Source organism: Terriglobia bacterium (assembly GCA_020072645.1).
Lineage (GTDB): Bacteria > Acidobacteriota > Terriglobia > Terriglobales > Acidobacteriaceae > Angelobacter.
The window spans coordinates 44,921-68,753 of the sequence record JAIQGK010000022.1 but is presented as its reverse complement, the minus strand read 5'-3'; the positions used below and the strand labels follow the sequence as shown (position 1 = coordinate 68,753).

General features: G+C 56.5%; 25 protein-coding genes. 12 read left to right on the top strand and 13 right to left on the bottom strand.

What is annotated here, in order from left to right; genetic code table 11:
• Positions 1-178 precede the first annotated feature (178 nt).
• Together hflX and hfq are read right to left on the bottom strand one after the other, a co-directional pair.
• A complete protein-coding gene (gene hflX, locus LAO76_25140) occupies positions 179-1,540 on the bottom strand; it encodes a GTPase HflX (GenBank protein ID MBZ5494224.1) in 1,362 nt (453 codons plus the stop codon).
• 45 nt (positions 1,541-1,585) lie between these two features.
• Complete coding sequence (hfq, locus tag LAO76_25135) at positions 1,586-1,867, bottom strand: RNA chaperone Hfq (protein MBZ5494223.1); 282 nt, start codon at positions 1,865-1,867, stop codon at positions 1,586-1,588.
• 210 nt (positions 1,868-2,077) lie between these two features.
• Between hfq and LAO76_25130 the strand changes: the two genes are divergently transcribed.
• Both LAO76_25130 and LAO76_25125 read left to right on the top strand, forming a co-directional pair.
• Positions 2,078-3,208, top strand: a complete 1,131-nt coding sequence (locus tag LAO76_25130; protein ID MBZ5494222.1) for a DegT/DnrJ/EryC1/StrS family aminotransferase — start codon at positions 2,078-2,080, stop codon at positions 3,206-3,208.
• Positions 3,209-3,226: 18 nt separating this feature from the next.
• Positions 3,227-3,517: a hypothetical protein gene (locus tag LAO76_25125; GenBank protein ID MBZ5494221.1), complete on the top strand. Its 291-nt coding sequence runs from the start codon at positions 3,227-3,229 to the stop codon at positions 3,515-3,517.
• 65 nt (positions 3,518-3,582) lie between these two features.
• Here the strand turns inward: LAO76_25125 and LAO76_25120 are convergent, their stop codons facing one another.
• The 4 genes from LAO76_25120 to LAO76_25105 all read right to left on the bottom strand — a co-directional run bounded on the left by LAO76_25120 (position 3,583) and on the right by LAO76_25105 (position 7,150).
• Positions 3,583-5,265 (bottom strand): hypothetical protein, encoded by a 1,683-nt coding sequence (locus LAO76_25120; protein ID MBZ5494220.1) that lies wholly within the window; start codon positions 5,263-5,265, stop codon positions 3,583-3,585.
• 9 nt (positions 5,266-5,274) lie between these two features.
• The gene (locus LAO76_25115) at positions 5,275-5,508 is read right to left on the bottom strand and encodes a hypothetical protein (GenBank protein ID MBZ5494219.1); all 234 of its coding nucleotides are present in this window, start codon (positions 5,506-5,508) and stop codon (positions 5,275-5,277) included.
• 42 nt (positions 5,509-5,550) lie between these two features.
• On the bottom strand, positions 5,551-6,654 hold the full coding sequence (locus LAO76_25110) for an SH3 domain-containing protein (GenBank protein MBZ5494218.1): 1,104 nt from the start codon (positions 6,652-6,654) through the stop codon (positions 5,551-5,553).
• Positions 6,655-6,742: 88 nt separating this feature from the next.
• Positions 6,743-7,150: a VOC family protein gene (locus LAO76_25105; protein ID MBZ5494217.1), complete on the bottom strand. Its 408-nt coding sequence runs from the start codon at positions 7,148-7,150 to the stop codon at positions 6,743-6,745.
• A 166-nt stretch (positions 7,151-7,316) separates the two neighbouring features.
• Here LAO76_25105 and LAO76_25100 point away from each other — a divergent pair, with 166 nt between their 5' ends.
• The 3 genes from LAO76_25100 (at position 7,317) to LAO76_25090 (ending at position 9,250) form a co-directional block, all read left to right on the top strand.
• Positions 7,317-7,601 carry a helix-hairpin-helix domain-containing protein gene (locus LAO76_25100; protein ID MBZ5494216.1) on the top strand — a complete coding sequence of 95 codons (285 nt, stop codon included), beginning with the start codon at positions 7,317-7,319 and terminating at the stop codon, positions 7,599-7,601.
• Positions 7,588-8,220: a PadR family transcriptional regulator gene (locus LAO76_25095; GenBank protein ID MBZ5494215.1), complete on the top strand. Its 633-nt coding sequence runs from the start codon at positions 7,588-7,590 to the stop codon at positions 8,218-8,220. Before LAO76_25100 ends, LAO76_25095 begins: the two co-directional genes overlap by 14 nt.
• Positions 8,221-8,386: 166 nt before the next feature.
• Positions 8,387-9,250: a M20/M25/M40 family metallo-hydrolase gene (locus tag LAO76_25090; protein MBZ5494214.1), complete on the top strand. Its 864-nt coding sequence runs from the start codon at positions 8,387-8,389 to the stop codon at positions 9,248-9,250.
• Between the two features lie 80 nt (positions 9,251-9,330).
• On the opposite strand, the gene LAO76_25085 is transcribed toward LAO76_25090, so the two are convergent.
• Both LAO76_25085 and nadA read right to left on the bottom strand, forming a co-directional pair.
• Positions 9,331-9,777 (bottom strand): DUF2203 domain-containing protein, encoded by a 447-nt coding sequence (locus tag LAO76_25085; GenBank protein ID MBZ5494213.1) that lies wholly within the window; start codon positions 9,775-9,777, stop codon positions 9,331-9,333.
• A gap of 23 nt (positions 9,778-9,800) precedes the next feature.
• Positions 9,801-10,934: a quinolinate synthase NadA gene (gene nadA / locus LAO76_25080; GenBank protein ID MBZ5494212.1), complete on the bottom strand. Its 1,134-nt coding sequence runs from the start codon at positions 10,932-10,934 to the stop codon at positions 9,801-9,803.
• A 315-nt stretch (positions 10,935-11,249) separates the two neighbouring features.
• On the opposite strand from nadA, the gene LAO76_25075 reads away from it, so the two are divergent.
• A complete protein-coding gene (locus LAO76_25075; protein ID MBZ5494211.1) occupies positions 11,250-13,016 on the top strand; it encodes a DUF885 domain-containing protein in 1,767 nt (588 codons plus the stop codon).
• 50 nt (positions 13,017-13,066) lie between these two features.
• On the opposite strand, the gene LAO76_25070 is transcribed toward LAO76_25075, so the two are convergent.
• Genes LAO76_25070 through LAO76_25060 form a run of 3 tightly spaced genes read right to left on the bottom strand, consistent with a single transcriptional unit; the run spans position 13,067 to position 15,151 of the window.
• Complete coding sequence (locus LAO76_25070) at positions 13,067-13,291, bottom strand: hypothetical protein (protein ID MBZ5494210.1); 225 nt, start codon at positions 13,289-13,291, stop codon at positions 13,067-13,069.
• A gap of 21 nt (positions 13,292-13,312) precedes the next feature.
• Positions 13,313-13,594, bottom strand: coding sequence for a hypothetical protein (locus LAO76_25065; GenBank protein ID MBZ5494209.1), 282 nt, complete (start codon positions 13,592-13,594; stop codon positions 13,313-13,315).
• Between the two features lie 9 nt (positions 13,595-13,603).
• Positions 13,604-15,151 (bottom strand): TlpA family protein disulfide reductase, encoded by a 1,548-nt coding sequence (locus LAO76_25060; protein ID MBZ5494208.1) that lies wholly within the window; start codon positions 15,149-15,151, stop codon positions 13,604-13,606.
• 79 nt (positions 15,152-15,230) lie between these two features.
• Between LAO76_25060 and LAO76_25055 the strand changes: the two genes are divergently transcribed.
• Positions 15,231-15,413 carry a hypothetical protein gene (locus LAO76_25055; GenBank protein MBZ5494207.1) on the top strand — a complete coding sequence of 61 codons (183 nt, stop codon included), beginning with the start codon at positions 15,231-15,233 and terminating at the stop codon, positions 15,411-15,413.
• A gap of 74 nt (positions 15,414-15,487) precedes the next feature.
• Here the strand turns inward: LAO76_25055 and moeB are convergent, their stop codons facing one another.
• Together moeB and LAO76_25045 are read right to left on the bottom strand one after the other, a co-directional pair.
• Complete coding sequence (gene moeB, locus LAO76_25050) at positions 15,488-16,654, bottom strand: molybdopterin-synthase adenylyltransferase MoeB (GenBank protein MBZ5494206.1); 1,167 nt, start codon at positions 16,652-16,654, stop codon at positions 15,488-15,490.
• A 154-nt stretch (positions 16,655-16,808) separates the two neighbouring features.
• On the bottom strand, positions 16,809-17,267 hold the full coding sequence (locus tag LAO76_25045) for a M67 family metallopeptidase (protein MBZ5494205.1): 459 nt from the start codon (positions 17,265-17,267) through the stop codon (positions 16,809-16,811).
• 341 nt (positions 17,268-17,608) lie between these two features.
• Between LAO76_25045 and LAO76_25040 the strand changes: the two genes are divergently transcribed.
• The 5 genes from LAO76_25040 (at position 17,609) to LAO76_25020 (ending at position 23,784) form a co-directional block, all read left to right on the top strand.
• The gene (locus LAO76_25040) at positions 17,609-17,938 is read left to right on the top strand and encodes a PadR family transcriptional regulator (GenBank protein ID MBZ5494204.1); all 330 of its coding nucleotides are present in this window, start codon (positions 17,609-17,611) and stop codon (positions 17,936-17,938) included.
• Positions 17,939-17,950: 12 nt separating this feature from the next.
• A complete protein-coding gene (locus LAO76_25035; protein MBZ5494203.1) occupies positions 17,951-20,764 on the top strand; it encodes an ABC transporter permease in 2,814 nt (937 codons plus the stop codon).
• A gap of 254 nt (positions 20,765-21,018) precedes the next feature.
• Positions 21,019-21,885 carry a pyrroline-5-carboxylate reductase gene (gene proC, locus LAO76_25030; protein MBZ5494202.1) on the top strand — a complete coding sequence of 289 codons (867 nt, stop codon included), beginning with the start codon at positions 21,019-21,021 and terminating at the stop codon, positions 21,883-21,885.
• Positions 21,886-22,240: 355 nt separating this feature from the next.
• Complete coding sequence (thrC, locus tag LAO76_25025; GenBank protein MBZ5494201.1) at positions 22,241-23,512, top strand: threonine synthase; 1,272 nt, start codon at positions 22,241-22,243, stop codon at positions 23,510-23,512.
• A complete protein-coding gene (locus tag LAO76_25020) occupies positions 23,512-23,784 on the top strand; it encodes a MoaD/ThiS family protein (protein MBZ5494200.1) in 273 nt (90 codons plus the stop codon). Before thrC ends, LAO76_25020 begins: the two co-directional genes overlap by 1 nt.
• Positions 23,785-23,833: the final 49 nt, after the last annotated feature.

Below are 23,833 nucleotides of genomic sequence, written 5' to 3'. Positions count from 1 at the left end.
GCGTCCCCTTCCCCTGCACCCCATCCCCTCAACCTAGTGGAAGAGAAAGTGTCAGGTATGTGCCCGGTCTAAAGTGTCAGGGATCTGCCCGGCTGTTCAGCTGAAGGACGCTGGCTGCAGGTCGCAGAAGAATGCCAAAATAGCCAGTATTGGCAATTGAAGGCGAGCTAGCAGCGAGTCACCGAGTCCTCGGTCTTACCACATACTCCCTGAGCACACGCGCCAGCGATTCCGGGGCATCGACTTCCATCTGCACTTTGCTGTCACGGTAAGAACGCTTGAGGATGTGCGCCCGCGATTCAATCAGCGACAGCAGCTTGCCTTCACTCTGGGGGACGCGAATCCGCATATGCTCGATGGCGTCGATCTTCAGGTGGTCGTCGATCGCGGCGAGCAGATCGTTGAGGCCAAGTTGCTTCTGGGCTGAGATATAAACGGTGTTCGCCGTGTTCTTGAACTCACGGCGTTGCGCCTGCGGCACCAGATCGATCTTGTTCATCACGCGAATTTGTGGCCGGTCCATGACTTCAAGGTCTTTCAGCACACTTTCCACCTGGGTCTGCTGGTCATGGGCGGAAGCGCTGGTGACATCGGCCACGTGCAGCAGCAGGGCGGCGCGCTGGACTTCTTCCAGCGTGGCGCGAAAAGCGGAGACAAGCGTGGTGGGAAGGTTGCGGATAAATCCGACGGTATCCGACAAGAGCACCTTGCGCTTGCTGGGCAGCGTGACACCGCGGACGGTGGGATCGAGCGTGGCGAACATTTTGGCGGACTCAAGCACGCCCGCGCCGGTGAGCACATTGAAAAGCGTTGACTTGCCCGCATTGGTATAGCCCACCAGCGCCACGGTGGGCAACGGGACAGATTCACGACGCTGACGCTGCTGCCCGCGAATGCGCTTTACGTCCTCAAGCTGATGCTTGATGTGGCGGATGCGGCGATAGATTTTGCGTCGGTCGGTTTCAAGCTGCGTTTCACCGGGACCGCGCGTGCCGATGCCGCCGCCGAGCTGCGACATCTCAATGCCTCGTCCGGCGAGCCGAGGCAGCATGTATTCCAGTTGCGCCAGCTCAACCTGCAACTGGCCTTCTCGGCTGCGGGCGTGGCGGGCAAAGATATCGAGGATAAGCTGGGTGCGGTCAATGACGCGCGCATTTACTTCTTTTTCAATATTGCGCTGCTGGGAAGGAGAAAGCTCATGATCGATGAGCACCAGGTCGGCATCGACGGAAGCAACAGCGCCGGCAATTTCCAGCAGCTTGCCTTTGCCGATGAGCGTGGCAGGATCAGGACGGTCACGATGCTGAATGAATTCGCCGGCAATCCCCGCACCGGCGGAAGCCACCAGCTCGCGGAACTCAGCCAGCGATTCTTCAACGCCGACGCGAGAGACACTTTTGCCTTCCGCACGGTCAGACGCTACATTGCGCGCAAGCACGGCGCTGGGCGGCACGTTCAAGTCACGGTCAGAACGGGAGCGGTAACGGAACTCCAGAGCTACAAGGAACGCGCGCTCCGGACCATCACGACCAGTCTTGATCCCGGCCGACGGTTGAAAACGGCGGGAACGCTGCCCAGGAATAACTTAGCCCTCCGACTTGCCGGAACCGCTGTCGCCTTCTGCCGCGGAGCCGTGCGAACGGCTGTCAAAATGGCTGCCTTTGGCCATGACCACGGTTGAGATGGCGTGTTTGAAGATGAGTTGTTCCTGATTGTTGGTTTCAAGGACGACTGAATATTTGTCAAAGGACCGGATACGGCCTGTCAGTTTCACCCCGCTCAGCAGGTAAATGGTGATCTGACTTTTGTCTTTGCGCGCGGTATTCAGAAACGAGTCCTGGATGTTTTGTGCCGGCTTATTTTCCATCTGCCGATCTTTCTCCTGTGCTTGCATAGGGACGCGAAGAAGCCTTGGTGGGCCCTCTCACAGTCATTGTAGCTTTTCAGGGCTTTCCGGGCAAAAAGCCCTTGCGCCAGCTATCGGGCGCGGCAATGCTAGAATTTTGTTAGGCGTATTTCTTTACCCGTCTTTCAAAGTATGAAAAGCGCAGGCCACAAAACCGCAGCCGATGTCCCCATGCTTGATCTCTCGCGCCAGTACGCCGGGATACGCAATGAGGTGATGGCCGCCGTTGCCCGTGTCTGCGACTCTCAACATTACATTCTGGGCGAAGAAGTAGTCGCCTTTGAACGTGAATTTGCTGCCCTGTGCGCCACCGCGGAATGCGTGGGCTGCGCTTCCGGCACAGACGGACTCTGGCTGGCTCTGGCGGCTGCCGGCATTGGCCCGGGTGACTCTGTCATCACTTCGCCTTTCAGTTTTTTTGCCACCGCCAGTTCCATCCTCCGCGCCGGGGCGAAGCCGGTTTTTGCTGACGTCGATCCGGGAACGCTGAACCTGGATCCGGTAAGTGTGGAAGAGCGGCTGAAGCGCTCACCCAAAGAGATGCGCGCCGTCATGCCTGTGCATCTTTACGGACAATGCGCGGACATGGATGCGTTTAGCCGGATCGGCTCTGACTTTAAAGTACATATTGTGGAAGACGCGGCACAGGCCGTGGGCGCAACCTGGAATGGCAAACGCGCAGGATCGCTAAGTCTGGCCGCCGCGTTCAGCTTTTATCCGACAAAAAATCTCAGCGCGTTTGGCGACGCAGGCGCCGTTACAACAAGTGACGCAAAGCTGGCCGAGAGCATGCGCTCGCTCCGCAATCATGGCGGCAAACAACGCTACTATCACGATGAAGTGGGCGCCAATAGCCGGCTTGATTCCATTCAGGCAGCGGTCCTTCGCGTGAAGATGCCGCACCTGGCCAAGTGGAATGAAGCGCGGCGCGAACGCGCCCGGACGTATGGCCGCTTGCTCAGTAGTGCCGGCCTGACCAAGACAGGCGCCGACTCCACGGCACCAGTCGTGCTTTTAAAAACTCTGCCCGGCGCGCACCACATTTATCACCAGTATGTGATTCGCGTCCGTGATCGCGACAAGTTGCGTGCCTTCCTGAGCGAACGCGGCATTGGTTCAGAGATTTACTATCCCATTCCGCTGCATCTGCAGAAGTGCTTCGCTTACCTGGGCTATGCTCCGGGCGATCTGCCGGAAGCCGAACGCGCCGCGCTGGATGTGCTCGCTCTACCCATGTTTCCTGAACTCGAAGAAGACGAGCAGAGGCACGTGGTGGAGTCCATTGCGGCTTTTTATTCATGATCGGCTGAGACCCGGAAAATGGCAGAGCTCTACACCGTGTTTGTTGACGATAACTTTCACTACATGGATGAGAGCGAACGTTACAAACTGGGAGAGTTCGCTGACTGTGCTTCAGCGGTCGCCGCATGCAAGCAGATTGTCGATGAATTTTTGAGCAGCTGTGACCTGAACAAGAGCGATGCCGAGATTTACCATCAATACGTTTCTTTCGGCGAAGACCCATGGATCAGCAGCGATGATTCCGAATGCAATTTCTCCGCCTGGAATTACGCGCGGGAACGGGCGGAGATACTCGCACAGAAAAAATAATTGGTATTAGAACCGGGGAGCAAACGGTTAAAAAGGAGGCCAGAGTCCCGGCGTGGCGGGCTAATCTAAAAAGTAGCGGCGGGAGTGAGCGTGGAGCTCTGATATTTCAATTCCGTCAGCAGCTTTCTGTAAGCATCAGCGGCCCGCCGCAAGCGTGGCTGCTCATCTGACCCATTCATGGCATTCGCCGCCATCAGGCAATAGGCCAGCCGAAAAACAGCATAGGCTTTGATAAAGCCATCCATCCTGGTGCTGGCATCGTCTCCACTGGCGCGGTGGTAGAGATTTAGGAACTCGGTCGTCTGCTCCTCATTCATTTTCCACTCGACAATCGCGCCTGCCAGATCCCATGCGATGTCTGTTGCGCCCGGGAAGAAATGATCATCGCCATGGCTGCCTGAATCGGTCTTTAGCAACTTACCTTCTTTACTTAGCAGCCATTCGTGCGGCTGCATTTTTCCGTCGGCAATCACAGGACGCTCCACCCGAAGTTCAACAGGCAGTTCCAATCCAAGTTCATTCAAATTATGGTCAGACATCTCTTGCAGAGAGTTGATGTCAGATAATTCAACGGCAAAGGCCCTCTGGCGAAAAGTACAATACTGAGCAATCTTTGCCAGTATCTCTGCTGAAAGGTCACGTGGGAACAAGGGCCGGCCTTCAATCAAAGGATAAGAAACAAATCCCTCGCTCTCCTCGCGCGGCATTGGTCCGAATCCCGCAACGGCAACTTTCTTTTCGCGCTCCAGGACCACGTCGCCGTAATGCCCCAGGCCGGCAAACTTGAAAAGCCTCCGTTCGTCATGTCCTTTCGGTGACAGATACTTGAGCCGCTCAAAGCTGATCCATGAAGCCGGCCATTCGCTCTCGTCAGCGAACATCCGGCTCCGCCACTGCCCGCCGCCAACAAATTCGACTGCTTCCGCAGGCCGACGCGCTTCCGCCGCAGCCGGTATACAGCGGAATCGCTGCCACCTTCGCGCAGCATTTTCAGCGCAAAGCGCATTGACGTTCGGCTCATGGGCGCTTACCAAAAAGATCTTTTCGGGTGACGCCCCAGCGCGCTCCAGCGCTTCTGCCACCGCCAGAAATGAAGATCCGCTTAATCCCGGCCCTTCATCCACCACAGCAAAGCTTGCGTCCATGGACACTGCTCTGCTGACGGCAGCCATCTGCTCGGCAGTGAACTCCGCGGTGCGATTGTAAGGATGTCCCTGCGGACGCACCGTGATTCTCTCCGCTGAAATTCCGCGAGCCCGTGCAGATGCAGCGGCAACCGCGCTCAGCGTTGTGCCAATGCTCCTGATTCCAACAATCAGCACGTTATCGCACGGAGGAATCTGTCGCATGACATCCGCGTAAGCCAATGGATGAAGTGCGTAGTACGCGAAACCTTCAGGAGTGGAGATGTAGAGTTGCTCAAGATCAGGAAGGGCCCGCGCAGCATTGAGCAAGGACTGAAGATCATGGTTTTTTAAATCGGAGTTAAACGGCGGCGTAGTACCGCTGCTTGCCACAAGCGCGTCGGCAATGTAATTGGTAATCCGTCCGCAAGAGCTGGCGGCTTCAGGATAAGCGTCCGCAACGCCGCACTCAAGCTCGCCGGCCCGCAGCAAAATGCCCAACAAGCCTTGCGGTGTGAAATGGTTGCACACCTGCTCCAGCTGTGCAGTAAGTGCTGCCTTCAGTTCTTTACCGCTCGCGCGCCGCCGGTCTCCACGGAAGACCAGCAGATTCAAACCGCTCATGCGTACTCGTCAGGCTACTTTCTTGGCCGTTCTGCGTACGGCGCGTGGCGACCGCGCCACATCGCCTTCTTTATCCACGAAGTAAAGAAACTGGTTGTCCCGCTGAATCGCGTTCGGAACCAGCACCTCGGTTTCACCTTCGCCTGATTTCGACTTACGGCTCACGTTCCCGCTGCCATCAACAAAGTACAAGTACTTCTTGTAGTCCCGTTCCAGATGAAGTTCTTTGACTTTTTCTGCCATACCTTCTTGGAGGACAAATAACTCTCTCTGGATGCCACGACCTTAGCGATTAGATTTTCCTTTGCTGCTGGCCCGGGTTCCCTTGCGATGCCGCGGGGCCGGTGGCTCTTCTCCGGGCGCAAGTACCCGATGCACCAGTGGCGGATTGAATTTGTAAGTACGTTCGTGCACGCTGCCGTCATCGCCCTTTACGCGCAGCACAAATGTGCGCAAATTGCCTTCTTTTTCAAACTCTTGCCGTCCCATTGTCACCGGCAGTATGCCTGCCAGTTCCCGCTCTCGATATGCGGTTTCATAGCGATGCTTGCGCGTATTCCAGGTAAAGACCCGCGCCTGGCTGTAGTCGTACGGCAACCCTTCTTTTTCAGTGAACAGCACCAGGTACTCTGGAACCTTCTTGCCTTCATCCTGAACTTCATCCAACTGATAAGCAGCTACGATGCGCTGGCCTTCAGAGTACTGGGCAATCTCCTCCGGCACTTGCAGGTAAAGCGTTCTGCCCAGCACCCAACCCACGCGCATTTGCGCGTCGCGCACCAGCCACCAATCCTCGCGGACGGCCGGCGGTCCGGCATTATCGCTTTTTACCTTATCTTCATCCGGGGCTTCGTCGGCATCTTTATCTTTTTCGTCCTTCAGTTGCAGCGGTGGAGCGTTGCGGTCCACCGCCTGGCGCTGCAGCATGTCCACCTTCTGTTTTTCGTTCAGCAGGTAAAGATATGCGGTCTTCCTTCCTGGCAGCACATGCACCTTCACTTGCTCTTCCGTTGTCGCGGTTGCCTGCGCCGGTGCGGACTTGAAGTGCTCTGCCAGGCGCTGAAACTCGTCGAATGTCTGCTGGTCAGCCAGATAGCGCTCCTGCACCCAGCCTTCTTCGCCGCGCGGCGAACGCACGCGCACAAAGCGCTTGCTCTGCATCCGCTCCAGGATCTGCAACCGCTCTCCGTTGTGCACCACGCCGGTCTTGTTGTAAAAAGTCGCAACATGGTCGCGAAGTCCGGCTTCAGTCACGGCCACATAGGCGTATTCGCCTCGGTCAGACACGCCGCCTTTGCCGCTGCATCCCGCCAGCAGGCAAAGAGCCGCGACGAGCAGCGCTGCCGCAAGATTGATTCGCTTATGAATTTGGCCCAGACCTGTGATCAAAATCGTCCCATCGCCTTTACCGACAAATATAGCAGTCCTCCGCAATGCAAGACAGGCTCGACCCGGCTGACGATTACTCCCTCGGCACTTATTTCTCCGGCGCTGCTCCCTGCTGGGCAAAAATCAGGTAATGTCCAACGGGATCTTTAATTCCGAATTCCTTTGAATGGTAGAACGTGGTGCGCATCGGCATTACGATTTCCGCTCCTTTGATTGCCGCCAGCGCCGCGTCAATGTCCGCTACTTCAATGTACAAAAATGTCGGTCCCCTGCGCGCGGCAGCCCCGGTGGCGGCATTGCCTTTCTCCACGCTGGCAAAGCTCTGGTACATCAGCTCCAGCCCGTTTTTTCCCAGGATGACAAATCCAATTTTGTTTCCTTCCGGCACTTCTATCGTCTTTTGGAAGCCGATTTTTTCAGTCCAGAATTTAATACTGGGTTCAAGTTCCTGGGCAAACAGGATGGGAGTGATTTTCTTTACTTCTGCGGGCTTCATGTTTTCTCCAAAGTTGAAGTTGCAAAGACCGGAACCAACGCAATGGTCAGTAGCGCCAGACCCAAAACGTGGAATCGCATTCAATTTCTCCCTTGCATTTTCTATCTAGTCTAATTTAGACTACTAACAGTATGACATCGCATTCGAGATGTCAACCGGAGTTTTTATGACAGTTCAACCACGTCGTTTACAGGATTTAGTCTCTGTAGGGCCGGCCATGCTCCACGACTTTGAGCTTCTCGGCATCCGCAGCGTAAAGCAGCTTGCGCGCCAAAATCCAGCCAGGCTCTACCAGAAGCTCTGCCGCGCTACCGGCCAGCGCGTCGATATCTGCTGCCAGGACGTTTTCTCCGCCGCTGTGGCCCAGGCGCGCAATCCACTTCTCCCCGCCGAACAATGCCAGTGGTGGTATTGGAGTCGCCAGCGAAAGTCGAGCCATGTCCCCAGGTAAGAAGCCAACTGCTAAAAAGCGCGACACCCGAAAACGTGGCCTCACCGTCCCTGACCTTGTTTTGCTGAGCCTGCTCGCAGAGCAACCCATGCACGGCTATCAGGCCAACATGGAACTGGAGCGCCGTCAGGTACAGGATTGGGCCGGCGTTTCGCGGCCACAGGTTTATTACTCGCTGGAAAAGCTGACGCGCCTTGAGCTGATTAAAGAAACCGGCGATCCAGAGCCCGCTTTGGGGCCGGAGCGCCGCATCTTTTCCACCACACCCAAAGGCCGCGCGGCCCTGGCGGCCGCCCTGGAACGCGAAGACTGGACTAACCAGCGCGATCGTCCGCCGTTTCTCACGTGGATGGCGCTGTCCTGGCAAGCTTCCCCAGCGACGGTCCGCAATCAGCTTCGGCGTCGAGAGAAATTCCTTAAAGCCGATCTTGAGCGTGAACTGGCCACATTGCGCGCCGTGGAAAAGGAAGTAGGCCATAATTTTCATGAAGCCATTTGGATGATCAAACTCATCATCGAGCAATTTCGGGTTGAGCTGCTCTGGCTCCGCGAAGTAATGGCCAATCTCCCGCATCGGGCTCCCGCCGCAAATCCGGCGCATGTCGGCAAACACGTGTAGCTTCGCCAAGTGCAAGCTCCCGCATGCTTCCACGCTATACTGCTCAATCGAGGAGAGACGAATGGCAACTCGCATAAAGCTGCTTTTATTCATCAATCTTTTCTATTTCCTGGGTGTAGCGTCAGACCAGCACTCCAATATCGATCAGGCCCAGATCCGCGGCGCCATGGAGTTTCTTGCCAGTGACGCGCTGCAAGGACGCGCCAGCGGGTCCCATGATGAACTGGTTGCCGCCACGTATCTCGCTTCGCAACTGCGCGAAATCGGCATTGAACCTGCGGGCGATGACGGCGGCTTTATTCAAAACGTCTCTGGCGAATTCAACTTTTTTCGCGAAGGCAAGAAGCAGTGGAACACCCGCAACGTCATCGGCAAACTTGAGGGACGCGATGAAAAGTTGAAAGACCAGGTGGTGCTGCTGACCGCGCACATGGACCACTTGGGCATTGGGAAGCCGGTCAATGGCGACAACATTTACAACGGCGCGGACGATGACGCTTCCGGTTGTATCGCTGTTCTCCAGTTAGCGCGCGCTCTGACCCATGAAAAGGCGCCAAAACGCACCGTGCTGTTCGTCTTCTTCGGAAGCGAGGAAACTGGCGGCCAGGGCGATCAGTATTTTCTTCAGCATTCGCCGGTGCCGCTCAAGAACATCGTCGCCAATCTGGAATTTGAGATGATCGGCCGCGCTGATAGCGCGGTAAGGCCTGACGAACTCTGGCTCACCGGCTTCGACCGCAGCAATCTCGGCCCTGAGTTGGCAAAACATGGTGCCCATCTGGTGGCCGATCCGCATCCTAAACGGAATTTTTTTCAGCGATCAGACAATTACGCGCTGGCCAAGCAAGGCATCATCGCGCACACCGTTTCCAGCTTCGGCCTGCATAAGGACTATCACCAGCCCAGCGACGACGTCGCACATATCGACTTCGACCATATGGAGCAGGCAATCCATTCCATGCTGGAACCAGTCAAGTGGCTGGCCAATTCCGACTTCAAGCCGGAGTGGGTGGAGGGGAAGAAGCCTTAGTTTTTTTATCCCGAGCGCAGCGAGGGGCCCCTTTAGCTGGAAACGCACTAGGTTTCAAATTACTCAATTACCAAATTTGTTCAGTTCGGCTTCTCTCTCTTTTTCCCACGCAGGATGCGCTCGTCGATGGGCTTGCGGCCTTTGAATCCCTCTTCCATGCCGTGCCAATATTCGATCTTCTCTTCCCCATACTTCCAGCACAGCAGGACAATTTCATCGTCCACCGCGCAGGGAAAATCCAGCAGGCCAATGTCGAGGTCTTTTACCTGCACGCCAATGGAGTCAATTTCCGCCAGCGTGTCCTTGATGTCCTGGAAGGCCTTGTCGCGCTCGGCGCGCCGCCGCGCCACGGCCGGGATGTCCACAAAAAGCCCGCCACTCAGAAGGATGCGATGCTTTAGGTCCAGTAGCTCTTTTTCCACGGCCTCAATCACGCCCTTGTCGTCCATGGCGCGCTTAATCAGCGACCGCAATACCGGCACCAGAGTCTGCGCCTCTTCCAGTGTGAAGGTTTTTTGCTTTGCCATAAATTATCTTGCTTGACTCCGGCTCACCGTATCTCCAGCATCCTGTCCAGCGCCACGCGTGACCAGTATTTCACGTCGTCCGGCACCTGTATGCGGTTTACCACGTTGCCCTCGGTCAGGTTCTCCAGCGCCCAGCACAGATGCTGCGGCGATATGCGAAACATGGTGGTGCAGAGGCAGCCGGACTCATCCAGGGTAATCACCATTTTACCCTCGCGGGCAAATTCCTTGCCCATACGATTGACCAAATGTATTTCTGTGCCCACAGCAAACTTGGTGCCCTCTGGCGCATCGGCGATCATTTTGATCAAGCCCTCAGTAGAACCGATGCCGTCAGCCTTCTGGCAGACTTCCCAGCGGCATTCAGGATGCACGATCACTTTTATCCCTGGATGCAACGCGCGCACTCGATCCACGTGTTCAGGAAGAAAGCGCTGATGCACCGAGCAATGTCCCTTCCACAAAATCACCTTCGCTTTGCGTAACCGCGCCGGGTCACCCCCCCCGCCAATCATAAACGGATCCCAGACCACGCATTGGTCCAGTGGAATGCCCATCGCAAACGCCGTGTTGCGGCCCAGGTGCTGGTCAGGAAGAAAAAGGATTTTCTCGTTGCGCTCAAACGCCCACTTAAATGCCGCCGGCGCATTGGACGACGTGCAAACCAGCCCGCCGCGCTCGCCACAAAAAGCCTTGATCGCAGCCGTCGAGTTCATATAAGTCAGCGGCGTAATGCCGCGCCCCAACTCATCGGTCAGGCCCAACGCAACAAGCTGTTCCCAGCAGCTTTCCACCTGGCCAATCTCCGCCATATCCGCCATGGAACAGCCGGCGTTCAGATCAGGCAGGATCACCTGCTGCCCCGGTTGCGCCAGCACGTCTGCGCTTTCCGCCATAAAATGCACGCCGCAAAAGACAATGTATTCCGCTCTGGTGCGCGCTGCTTCCTGCGCAAGTTTGTAGGAGTCACCGCGAAAATCGGCAAAGCGGATCACTTCATCCCGCTGGTAGTGGTGGCCCAGGATCACCGCGCGCGAGCCAAGTTCGCTTCTGGCCGCGGCAATCCGCGCATCCATGGTGTTGTCGGGGAGTACAAGATAATTATCGAGCGAGCAACTGACGCCTCGCTCTTCCAAAGGAGCAATCGTAGTCGACATTTATCCGCCTTCAGTCCCGCGGCTTAGTGCAACGGAACGGAGATGTTGAAAGCATCCACAGGCTCCAGCGGATCCACTGCGCAGTTCCACGCCCGATCCGCGGGGTTGTTGAAGCCCGCAGTCTTACTACTTCTTTTGATGACCTTCAGACCCGCTTCGACTCGGAATCTTGCTTGGGCCAACCGGCTGAAAAGCCACTACTTAATTGTGCCATTGAAGCCGATACCACGCAAATACGCGGCTCCGGACGTTCAACGCGCGAATCGCCATCCAGTCTCCATAAAACCCTTTCGCTCTGTTACCCTGAATGCGCCTATGCGCCTTCAAAAAAGCCTGTTTCTATTCGTCGTAATAGCAGTTTCTGCCTTCGCCCAAAACCCCAAACCGGTTGCTGACCGCCTGACCGCGCAGAATGCTCTCTTTGAAGAGCAATATGAATCCGATCTGCGTAATACTCCGGAGCGCGCCACAGCCTTTGGCGACTATCGCTACAATGACAAGCTCTCCGACCACTCGCTTGCGGCCATTTCCCAACGACACAAGACTGACGAAGATTTTCTAAAACGCCTTCAGGCGATTCCCACAGCCGGCTTTTCTGACCAGGACCTGCTCTCACACGATCTTCTTGTTCGCTCGCTCCAGCAGCGCATTGCCGATTTCGAGCTCAAAGAGTACGAGATGCCAGTCAACCAGGTGGGCGGCATCCATACCGGCCTTGCGGACCTTCCGCTTTCTGTCCCGTTCGACTCGGTCAAGCATTACTCGGTCAAGCATTACGAAGACTACATCGCCCGCCTTCACCAGATTCCTCGCGTCTTCAGCCAGACCACTGAAGTCCTTCGCGCCGGAATGAAGGACAAGCTAATGCCCGTGCGCTTCCTTCTTGAGAAAGTCCCAGCGCAGTGCCAGGGCATCATCGACGCTAATCCGTTTCTGCTTCCGACAAAGAAATATCCCCCGAGCATCTCCGCGGAAGACCAGAAGCGCCTAACGCAGCAAATCACTGACGCCATCAATACTGACGTGATTCCGGCGTACAAGAGTTTTGCGGCATTCATCAGCAAGGAATACGCGCCCCAGGGACGTACTGCGCTTGCCATCACCTCTCTGCCAGATGGCCAGAAACGCTATCAAAACGATATTTACGCTCGCACCACCACGCACATGACTGCGGATGAAATACACCAGCTCGGCCTGCGCGAAATCGAACGCATCCAGGCCGAGATGCTGGTAATCGCCAAAAAGGCGGGCTTCGCTGACCTCGCTGCTTATCGGGCTTCGCTCAAGACCAATCCCAAATACATTCCCACTTCCGCGGAGCAAATCCTTGACGATTTCCGCCGTTACATTGCTCAGATGGAGCCTAAACTGCCGGGGCTTTTCAACCTGCTGCCCAAATCGCCGGTCACGGTAGAAGCCATACCTGCATTCCAGGCTGCCGCCGCAACTCATTACGTAACCGGCACCCCGGACGGCAAGCGTCCCGGCCGCGTTGTTGTGGCCACATCCAATTTTGCGAGCCGCTCGCTCATCAATGACGAAGCCATTGCCTACCATGAAGGCGTCCCAGGACATCACATGCAGCTGTCCGTCCAGCAACAGCTCACTGGGCTGCCCAAGTTCCGCCTCCATGGTCTTTTCTTTAACGCTTACTCGGAAGGCTGGGCCCTCTACGCGGAGCAACTCGGCAAAGAGATCGGCTTCTATCAGGACCCTGCTTCTGACTACGGACGTCTCTCCTCTGAACTTTTCCGCGCGGTGCGTCTGGTGGTCGATACCGGGATCCATTCGAAAGGATGGACGCGCGACCAGGTCGTGGATTTCATGCGCAAGTCCGGCGCAGTGGATGAACCGACAATCCAGTCAGAGACAGACCGCTACATCGCCTGGCCGGCGCAGGCGCTTAGCTACAAACTGGGACAACTCAAATTCCGCGAATTACGCGACCGCGCACAGAAAGCCCTGGGACCCAAATTTGACATCCGCAGCTTCCATGACGAAATGCTGAACGGCGGAGCTCTGCCGCTTGATCTGCTCGACGCGCGCACGAACAAATGGATCGCGGAACAGAAATCAAAATGAGCAAGTGCGGAGGTTGGGAGTAGATTAGAGAGGCTGGCGAGTGTGAAGAATCAGCCCGTCACCGTCAACCTTCTTACAATCTCTTCTGCCACCGAGTCTGCCCGTGCCGCGATCTGCTGCGGCGTCTGGTCCTGAATGGGATGCTGCACGTAAACGGCGTCAAAGCCAGCACGTCCCAGCGCGCTGGCCTGCACCCGCGCGGGAGCGGTGAATTCAGTGGTGGCGACGGGCACCGCCGGAATGCCAAGATTCTCCAGCCCGATTGTGTCGTGCAAACTGCACGTTGTGCACGACCCTCAATCCGCCAGCCCTTCCACCACCGCGTCCATCCCGCGCAGTTGCTCGATGATCTGCGGCGGCGCGTTCTTTGAGAACGTCGGCTTGCGCGTGCGCAAAATCTCCGCGACGCCATGCTTCGTCCGCAGGATCTCTTCCAGCCGATCCAAGAAAAAGCTGCCGCCGGGCTTGCTGATATCCAATAGCCCAATCTTTTTTTCCGCCAGGCTTTTTAATCGCGCCGGCGGCGTCCCCGCCTTCGGCACACTCTCATTACCCGGATGAACAATCGTTACTGGCATCCACTCCTCCTATTTGTTCGGAATCGGATACGTCACCATCTGGCTGCCTGCCGGTCCGGTGGACCAGCTGCCGATCACAGCGGAAAACTTTCCCGCCGTTCCCCCGGCGACAAAAATGCTAATCGCCTCAGGGGATCGAAACTTCTGATAACACTTCTCGCCGCGCACCATGATCTCTTTGTAGTTCGCGGCCAGTTGCGTTCCTTCCGCGCGCTCTTCCTTCGAATAATGCCGCACCGGTATCCCGGTGTTCTCGAACAGGAATTGCCGCGCCTGCTCTTTGGTGATCCCATCGCGATGGATGGTCTTCACATGCTCGGGGCAAAGAATCACAATAGCCTCCGGCATCAGGCACATGCGATAGCTCCACACGGTGGCCAGCGCGAATGAAATTGTTTCCAGCACGGTCTTGCCCGCCGGGGCGGTGTGTTCGCTCACGCCACGTGGCGGCTCTGCGGCAAAGAGCGACACCGCGCTCTGTTCGCGCTTAAGGCCGCGAGTCACATGGAAAGGCTCCCACGGATTCTCTTCTTCGTTTTCGGCGATGCAAAAAGAAAACTTGCCCGCATTTCCCAGAGCAGACATGTCGATTCCATCCGGCCGCCCGCCACCGATATTCAGCAGAATCAGCTGAAACGCCCGGCCCAGAGTGCTGTTGGCCCGCGCAACGTTGGAGAAAACATTTTGCTTTGACCAGAATCCCAGCTCCTGCCGCACCGGCCCATTGATCATCACCAGCGGCGCGGCAAAATGCGTCGTTGCCTGCACTCCGTGGAGGTTAAAGCGCTCGTCGCACGCCGCGCGAAGCAGGGGCAACAGCACGCGCATCATTTCCGGCACACATCCAGCCATCACCGCATTGGCTGCGATCTTCTCTACTGTCGCTTCGCCGTAAAACGGCGGCACGCGCGCAACAATTGTTTCTGGCGAAAGTCCGCTGGCTCTTACCATCGCCTCGACTTTTTCCACCGTCGGCGGAATCACCGGCAGCGCGTCGCCAAATTTCTGGCGGCAATATTCAAACGGATCTTCTTCATCGCGCAGCGTGATGCGCGAAGCCGGATCGCCTGTGCGGCGCAGCAGTTTCGCGCTGCCTTCCGCAGCTCCGCCGTCGACCTCCGGCTCCAGGTGCCGCGAACTGCATCCCGGCTTCCAGGCAGGCGCGCCATCGTCCGCTGGCGCGATCGGTGAATGCCCCAACGCCGCTGCCAGATCATTCAAGCCCTGTTTATCAAAGCCCACCAGCGTCTGTTGCACCTGCCCACTTTCGTCGAGCAGATAAAACGTCGGAACATTCTGCGGGTCGTAGGCCCGCGAAATCTTCAGCCCCGAGTCTAACTCCACAGGATAGGAGATCTTCAGCTCGCGGATAAATTCGTTCGTCGAGCGCTCGTCATCCTGCGAGAGCCCAATCACCTGAACTGAGTCCCGCTGCAGCGAGTTCAAATAGGGCAGCGCCAACTGGCAGGTGGGACAGTCGGTTTCAAAGATAACCACCACGGCCTTCCTGCCGGACTGTAGTCCCGGAATGGGCGGCGCATTCTGCACTTGCGGCATGAGACAACGATAGAAGGAGCGCCGGGATAGAGCAAGTGAACGTCTCCATAAACGGCCATCTTTGTGTATCCTATCTGTCATGGAAAAGAAGCCTCCCCACGACGAATCGAAGAACCGCTTTGCTGAGGTGATCCGGCAGTCACAAGAACGCCGTGCCGAGTTGAACAACAAGGCCAAGAAGAAGCAGATGGAAGATATTGAGCTTCCGCCCCGCGATGAAGAGATTGCGGACGCAAAGGAAGACGACGAACCTGCGATTTAACTTGCGGCGTTATCTTGTTCCTGCCTAATGGACCTCTGGCGCAGCCATTTGAGCTACGCCAGTCAAAGTTCTGCCTAGTATTTCGGCATCTTCGGATCAATGCGGTCTGACCACGCAAGAATGCCGCCGGCCAAGTTCTTTGCTTTGAATCCCGCATGTTGCAGAAAGCCAACGGCCCGAGCGCTGCGCGCTCCGGACCGGCAATGCACTACCATCTCCTTGCTGGGATCCAATTCATGCACGCGCCGCGGAAGGTCGTTCAGAGGAATCAGCACACCGTTCAGGTTGCAGATCTGGTATTCGTGCGGTTCGCGCACGTCCAGCAGGACAAAGTCTTCCTTCGCGTCAAGACGCTGTTTTAATTCTTCCACGCTGATTTCAGGTACGCCGTTGCTCACTGGTTTCTCTTGACCTCGCAGTCCGCAGAACTCTTCGTAATCAATGAGTTTAGTCACAGTGGGATTAGTTCCGCAAACCACGCAGTCAGGATTCTTGCGCAGCTTGAGCTCGCGAAACTTCATGCCCATGGCGTCTACCAGCAGCAGACGCCCGATCAGCGGCTGGCCCGCGCCCAGGATCAGCTTGATGGCTTCCGTCGCCTGAATCAGGCCAACTAATCCGGGAAGAATGCCCAACACTCCGCCTTCCGCGCAGGAAGGAACCAGCCCCGGCGGCGGCGGCTCAGGATATAAGCAGCGATAGCACGGCCCGTCTTTGGTGGCAAAAACGCTGGCTTGGCCTTCAAAGCGGAAAATCGATCCATACACATTCGGCTTGCCGGTAAACACGCAGGCATCATTCACCAGAAAGCGCGTCGGAAAATTGTCCGTTCCGTCCACGATGATGTCAAAATCGGAAAAGATCTCCAGCGCGTTCTGGCTGGTGAGGCGCGTTTCAAAGGTCTTCACATCGACGTAAGGATTGATGGACGCGATCTTTTCCTTGGCCGACTCCAACTTGGGTCGCCCAACATCACTGGTGAAATGGATCACCTGGCGTTGCAGGTTAGTGAAATCGACAACGTCAAAGTCCACCAGCCCCAGCGTGCCCACGCCGGCGGCGGAAAGGTACAGCGCCAGCGGCGATCCCAGGCCGCCTGTCCCGATACAAAGCACGCGCGCGGCCTTGAGCTTCTGCTGGCCTTCCATACCCACTTCCGGCATGATCAGGTGCCGTGAATAGCGGAGAACTTCCTCGTTGCTCAATACGGGTGGCTCATGCGGGGCAATTGTTATGGCCATGGAAACTTCCTTTCAGAAAAAAGAAAAACGAATCATGAATGATCGAGCAGGATTTCAGTAAATTAGCGGCGGGAGGCCCGCATAAGACATCGGGCCATGGCAGGCATTCGACGCTGCGGCAATGATGCGTGGGAAACCATCGACTTATTATATGTCATGTGGCATAGACCGGCGAGCGCTGGTTGGCCACAATCTCAATGCTCTCCCCTTGGAACGTCTTCTTGTCCTCCGACCCCACAAGGACAAATGAGGCCGTGGAGGTAGGCGTTCCCTTCTCGACGCTGGTTATCACGTAAGAACAATCAAACCAGTGGGCTTCCGCAAGGTCAGTAGACGAATAATTGGGTGAATGGTCCGGGTGTGAGTGATAGAACCCGATAATGCTTTCCCCGCGGCTGCGCGCCAGCTTCAGGGCGGCAATCACCTGCTCCGGATTGATGCTGTAGCGGTCTGCGGGTGAATCCACCCGCATGTTTTCACAGGTAAGGGTCAAAGTGACCTGCCGGTGCCCTTCCACCACATTGCCCAGCAGAATGCCACAGCATTCATGGGGATAGCTGCGCTTGGCTTCCCAGCGGATCAGATCGTAGTCAGCCTTGCTGATCTTTAACATGTCGGACTTCTCCTGGGAAGTGGCGGCTTCTCCAGTCATCCGGCCAGGGACGGTCTTACGAAAGCTTTCCGATCAAAAAGCAAGACGAAGGGGCACTATGTTAGATGATCCAGAATGGAATTGCAGCCCCTTTGCACCATTTTTTGTCATTTTTCTGGCCGGAATCGCCTAATTTTGCACTGTACCGTGTGCAAGTCCAGATAATCTCTTAGAATTTTCTAAACATTTCCGCCCTCGCCTGAAGTTCCTGCCGATTTTTTCCCGACGGTACTGTCTTCTCTTGTTGACATTCGACAAGTACCCTCGTCTACACTGTTGTCGATATTCGAGGGGTGAGATGAATGGGGAACCAGATTGAGCTGTTGCAAGGAACGTTGGACCTGCTGATCCTGAAAACGCTGGCGCTCGAACCGATGCATGGCTGGGGAATCGCCCAGCGCATCCAGCAGATTTCACAAGACGTTCTACAGGTCGGCCAGGGATCGCTTTATCCTGCGCTGCACCGGCTGGAGCAGCGTGGCTGGATCGGCTCGGAGTGGAGTACCTCTGACAATAATCGCCGGGCCAAGTTCTATTCCCTGACCCGCGCCGGCAAGAACCAACTGGAAAAGGAACTGGGTGAATGGGAGCGGCTCTCCGCTGCCATTGCACTGGTACTGCAGCAAAGTTAAAGGAAGGGCGCGATGAGGAAATTACGCGACATCTTTACCCGGCCCAGCCGCCACGAAAGCGATACCAACGAAGAACTCCGATTTCACCTGGAAAAAGAAATTGAGAAGAACATCGCGGCAGGCATGTCTCCCGATGAAGCTCGCCGCCAGGCGCTGATCGCATTTGGCGGCATCCAGCAGACTCGTGAATCCCTGAGGGAAGTCCATCGCGGGCGATTCTTTGAATCTCTGGCGCAGGACTCGCGTTATGCCTGGCGCATGCTGCGCAAATCCCCCGCGTTTACCATCATCGCGGTCATTACCCTGGCGCTGGGGATCGGGGCGAACACGGCAATTTTCAGCTTGATTGACGCGGTGATTTTCCGGTCCCTGCCGATCCCAGACCCCCAGAGCCTGATCGTCTTTCAATGGGAGTCGCACAAAGGCCCAGGGAATATGAGCTACCGCAATTTTGGCGAATGCGACGAGACCCATGACGGTAAAAATGCTCGCGGCTGCTCGTTGTCTTTGCCGTTCTTCAAACAGGTACAGGCACAGGCCGATGTCTTCTCCCACGTGGCGGCATACACCGGGACAGGACAGCTTGATATGAGCGGCAATGGTCCGGCGCGAATGGTGAAAGGCGAATTTGTGACGGGCGACTACTTCCAGACGCTTGGCGTGCGCGCTCATCTTGGCCGGCTCATCAACGCGGGCGACGACGACGCGAGTGCCCAGGCGACCGTGGTGCTGGATCACAGCTTCTGGCAGGTTGAGTTTGGCGGTTCGGAGTCAGCGATTGGAAAAACGATCCGTTTGAATGGAATACCGTTCCAGATTATCGGCGTCACTGAGCCACGCTTTGACGCTCTGACCTTGTCCAATAAATATGACGTGATCATCCCCATGGCACAACGCCCTGTGGTGGTTCCTAACTGGAAGCCCAGAGAAGATCAGGCGGACCACTGGTGGCTGGTCATGATTGGACGCCTGAAATCTGGCGTTCCTTTGAGCCAGGCTGAGGCCGGCGTCAGTTTGCTGTTTCGCAACTCCATAGGATCTGTGGGTAAGCCTCTTTTCAAGCCGGACAGTGATCCTCGAATCAGGCTTGCCCAGGCCAGCCAGGTGCTGGGAGGCAGCCAGAAAAGGACGTTGCAGCCACTTTACGTGTTGATGCTGTGCGTGGGAGCGGTGCTTCTGATCGCCTGCGCCAACGTCGCGGGACTACTGCTGGCTCGCTCGGTCGTCCGGCAACGCGAAATTGCTGTACGCCTTGCGCTGGGCGCCAGGCGGAGCAGGATCGTCCTGCAATTCCTTACGGAAAGCGTAATGCTTGCTTTTGCGGGAGGGGCTCTCGGCATGCTCGTCGCAGTCTGGGGTTCACGGGCGCTGATGGCCACGGTTTCCGCAGGAGCTGTGAACCCGCCGATCTTCTCGCCCCAACTTGACTGGCGCGTGCTGGGGTTCACTGCCGGGGTCTCGCTGCTCACGGGGATATTCTTTGGACTTGCACCCGCGCTACGCGGCTCAGACGTCAGTCTCACCTCTTCACTAAAGGCCGCGGCGGGCAGTGGCACTACAGTTTCCGAGGGCAAGCAACGCCGGTTCTCCGCAGGTGGAATGCTTGTCGCGGTGCAGATGGCACTGGCCATCGTGGTGCTGGTGATCGCGGGGCTGCTGGTACGTACGCTCAACAACTTGAAAAGCCTGAATCCCGGCTTTGATACTCAGAATGTCCTCCTCTTCGGCATCGATCCGCGCCTGGCGGGGTACAAGGGCCAGCAGATCGACAATCTGTTTTTCGAATTGCAGGAAAAATTCTCGGCGATTCCGGGCGTGACGTCTGCCACTTATGCCTGGTATCCATTTCTCTCTGGCGGTCTTTGGAACACGGCCTTCCACCGGCCGGGAACTCCTCCGCCTACCAGGCAGGAGATGGAATCAGGAGCAGCCGAGAAGAACCAAGTCGATTCCGACGTCTATCCCATCGGCCCCAGGTTCTTTTCCACCTGGGGCATCCCGTTTCAATCAGGACGTGATTTCACTCCGTCGGATTACGCTGTGGCCGCGAGCAATGACGGGGACAAACCCAGCTCAAATCCGACGCCGGTTATCGTGAACCAGGAGTTCGCGCGCCAGTACTTCCCAGGGAAAAATCCGCTCGGGCAGATCTTTGGGGAGCAGGAGCCCACCGGGATCGGGGACGCGAAGGCCCCAGGTTATTTGATCGTGGGCATGGTGGCGAATTCCAAATACAACAGCCTGCGCCGCGAAATCACGCCTTGTTTTTATCAACCAAATGTCGGCGGAGAGGCGTTCTTTGATCTCCGGACAGGCACTGACCCGCTCTCACTTGTCCCCACGGTTAAAAACATTGTGGATAAGCAGAGCCATGATCTGGCGGTTTTCCGCATCTCCACCGAAACAGAAACAATCGACCGGCAGGTATTCACGGAAAAAATGACTGCCCGGATCTCTAGTTTGTTTGGACTCCTGGCCTTGCTGCTGGCGTGCCTGGGCCTGTATGGCCTCTTGTCTTATGAGGTAACACGGCGAACGCGTGAGATTGGCATCCGTATGGCCATAGGAGCGCAGTCGCACAACGTGGTTGGCCTGGTGCTCACGAAAGCCATGGGACTGATTGTCGCCGGCGCCGTCGCGGGCATCATCGTGGCTGTGGGCGTAACGCGCTTTCTGACCAGCTTCCTTTACGGCGTCAAAGCCGGCGATCCCATCACGCTGTTGGCTGTAGCAGCCCTGCTGGCGCTAGTTGCTCTGGCGGCATGCTATATCCCCGCGCGTCGAGCCACCAAAGTTGATCCCCTAGTGGCGCTACGTTATGAATAAGGTTTTTGGAATCGCATGTCAGCCGCGATTCTGCGCTTGTATGCCCCGCCAACATGGGCTATAGTGCGCTTATTCATGTTCACCTCTCGACCCAACCCGGCGCAGGCTGCATACCCGCTCCCGTGTGTCCCTGGGGCAGAGGGGTAATATGATTGCTTAAAGATTAAACTGGCACTCATATTCAGTCCCGTTGCCCACACAAAGGCAGCGGGTTTTATTTTTAGGGCTTGATCTGGATAGCGAAAGGAATTGTGATGACAACTTCGTCCATTACACAGACAGAGATCGCAAATAAGACAACTGCAAGAGCGCATAAGAAGATCGCCGTGCTGGGTTGCGGCAAGATGGGAACCATCCTGTTGGAATCTTTTCTTGATCGTAAACTGATCGCGCCGGAAGAGGCCATTGCCACGGTGCAGCATGGTGAACGCAGTCAGGACCTGTCGCGTGTACTCAGCGGCGTTCCCGTGGGCACGGACAACCGCGTCGCCGTCGCCGGAGCAGAGATTGTTCTGCTGTGCGTGAAGCCCCAGGTGCTGGGGCCTTTGCTGGAAGAAATTGCTCCGGCGCTCGATCCCACCACTCTGGTGATCTCGATTGCTGCCTCCACCACCACAAGTTTCATCCAGCAAAAACTCGGCAAGAACATCCCGGTGGTCAGGGCCATGCCCAATACGCCCGCCATGGTGGGCGCGGCGATGACCGCCGTTTGCGCCGGTCCGGCTGCAACAGCCCAGCATCTGGAAACGGCGAAGCAGCTCTTTGAAAGCGTCGGTCGCGCCCTGGTGGTCGATGAAAAACATATGGACGCGATTACTGCGCTCTCCGCCAGCGGGCCGGCATTCGTGTTTGTGATTCTGGAGTCGCTGGCAGAAGCCGGTGTAAAAGTAGGATTGCCACGCGAGATGGCGACAACGCTTGCGGCTCAGACTCTTTATGGTTCGGCCCAGCTAGCGCTTGAAACCGGACATCATCCGGCGTTGCTGAAGGACGCCGTCACTACGCCCGCGGGCTGCACCATCGAAGGCCTGATGGAACTGGAAAAAGGCGGCCTTCGCGTGACCCTGATGAATGCAGTGATCAAGACAACGATCAGGGCCAGGGAGTTGATGACGAGCTAGAAACCGGTACTTTGTACTTCGTGCTTGGTATTTGGTGCTGAGACGCATTGAATCGAGTTTGCCGAATACTAATTACCAACTACTAAGTACCTGCTTTTGCCATCAACCAGCAGCCTACAGGGATTGCTTCGTTCAGGCCGATAATGTACACTTTTTGCTGATGTCACTTTCTGTCTCCAACATGGCCATGTGCTGTTGCGCGATGGCTATGCGTGTGTTCACGCCGAGGCAGAAAGGTTCATAGCAAGTTTTTATTCAGCAATCATGAACCCGCTGCCTCAGGCAGCGGGTTTTTTAGTTTAGCTGAGAATTGCGCCGCAGCTATCGGCGGATCGAAGCTAGAGGAGAAAAGAGTATGAGCACGAACCTGCGCTACGAATTGCGATGTCGCGAATGCCAGACCCTCTGGGGCAACCAGCCGATTTCTTTCTGCCAGAACTGCTTCGCCCCGCTGGAAGTGGCCTATGACTGGGACCGCATCGGCAAAGAGATCAGCAAAGACAAAATCGCAGGCCGCGCCACCAACCTGTGGCGTTACAAAGAGCTGCTGCCTCTGCCTGACAACTATGACGGCTCTACCCCCGCCGGCTTCACACCTCTGCTCAAAGCAGCCAAGCTGGGTGAGACTGTCCGCAGCAGGTCGCTATACCTGAAGAATGATGCCGTCTGCTTCCCTACGCTCAGCTTCAAAGATCGCGTGGTTGCTGTTGCGCTCACCCAAGCACGCAACTTCGGCTTCGATGTCGTCAGTTGCTCTTCCACCGGCAACCTAGCCAATGCCGTTGCAGCACAGGCCGCGCGCGCAGGATTCAAAGCTTGCATCTTTATCCCTTCCGATCTTGAGCCCGCGAAGGTTTTAGGCACGCAGGTTTATGGTGCGCAGATCGTTCGCATTGACGGCAATTACGATCACGTGAATCGCCTGTGCTCGCAGATCGCGGACAAGCACCGCTGGGGTTTCGTCAACGTGAATCTGCGGCCTTACTACGCCGAAGGCTCGAAGACTGTGGGCTATGAAATCGCCGAGCAGCTTGGCTGGCGCCTGCCTGACAATATCGTTGTACCGATGGCGGGTGGATCGCTGATTACTAAGATCTACAAAGCCTTCAAAGAGCTGATCAACCTTGGATTTGTCGAAGAGAAACAGGTCAAGTTCTTTGGCGCGCAGGCCACCGGTTGCAGTCCTATCAGCGTGGCCGTAAAAGCTGGACGCAATGAGATTGAGCCGCAGAAGCCAAAAACAATCGCACGGTCGCTTGCCATCGGCAACCCGGCGGATGGTTTTTACGCCGCCAAGACAATCCTTGGCAGTGGCGGATGGGCGGAAGATTCCAGCGATCCAGAGATCGTTGAAGCCATGGCCTTGCTGGCCGAATCCGAAGGCGTCTTCACTGAAACGGCGGGCGGCGTCACCGTTGCTGCGGCACGCAAACTTTACGCGCAAGGGCGCATCCGTCCGGATGAGACGACCGTCCTCTGCATCACCGGCAACGGCCTTAAGACCACGGACGCTCTTGCGGGCAAATTCGATACCGTTGAGCCGATTCCACCGAAGCTGGCTGCATTCGAACAATTTCTTGAGACCCAGTTCGCCGGCGCGCGTGCGGCGAGCAAAGGAGCTGCCTAATGGGCGTTAAAGTTTCCATTCCAAGTGCATTTCGGAGGCACACTGAAGGCGCCGAACATTGCGAGTGTGACGGCTCTGATCTGGCTGGATTGCTGGATTCCCTCGGCGGTCGCTTCCCTGACCTCAAGCCGCACTTGCGCGATGAACAGGGCAACGTTCGCCGCTTCCTGAATATTTACGTCAACGATGAAGACATTCGCTTCCTCGGCAAAGACTACAAGTTCAAAGAAGGAGATGAGGTGACGCTGGTGCCGTCGATTGCGGGCGGCTAGTTTTTCTGTAACCCCGAGCGAAGCGAGAGGGCCCTATAGTTGCGATGAA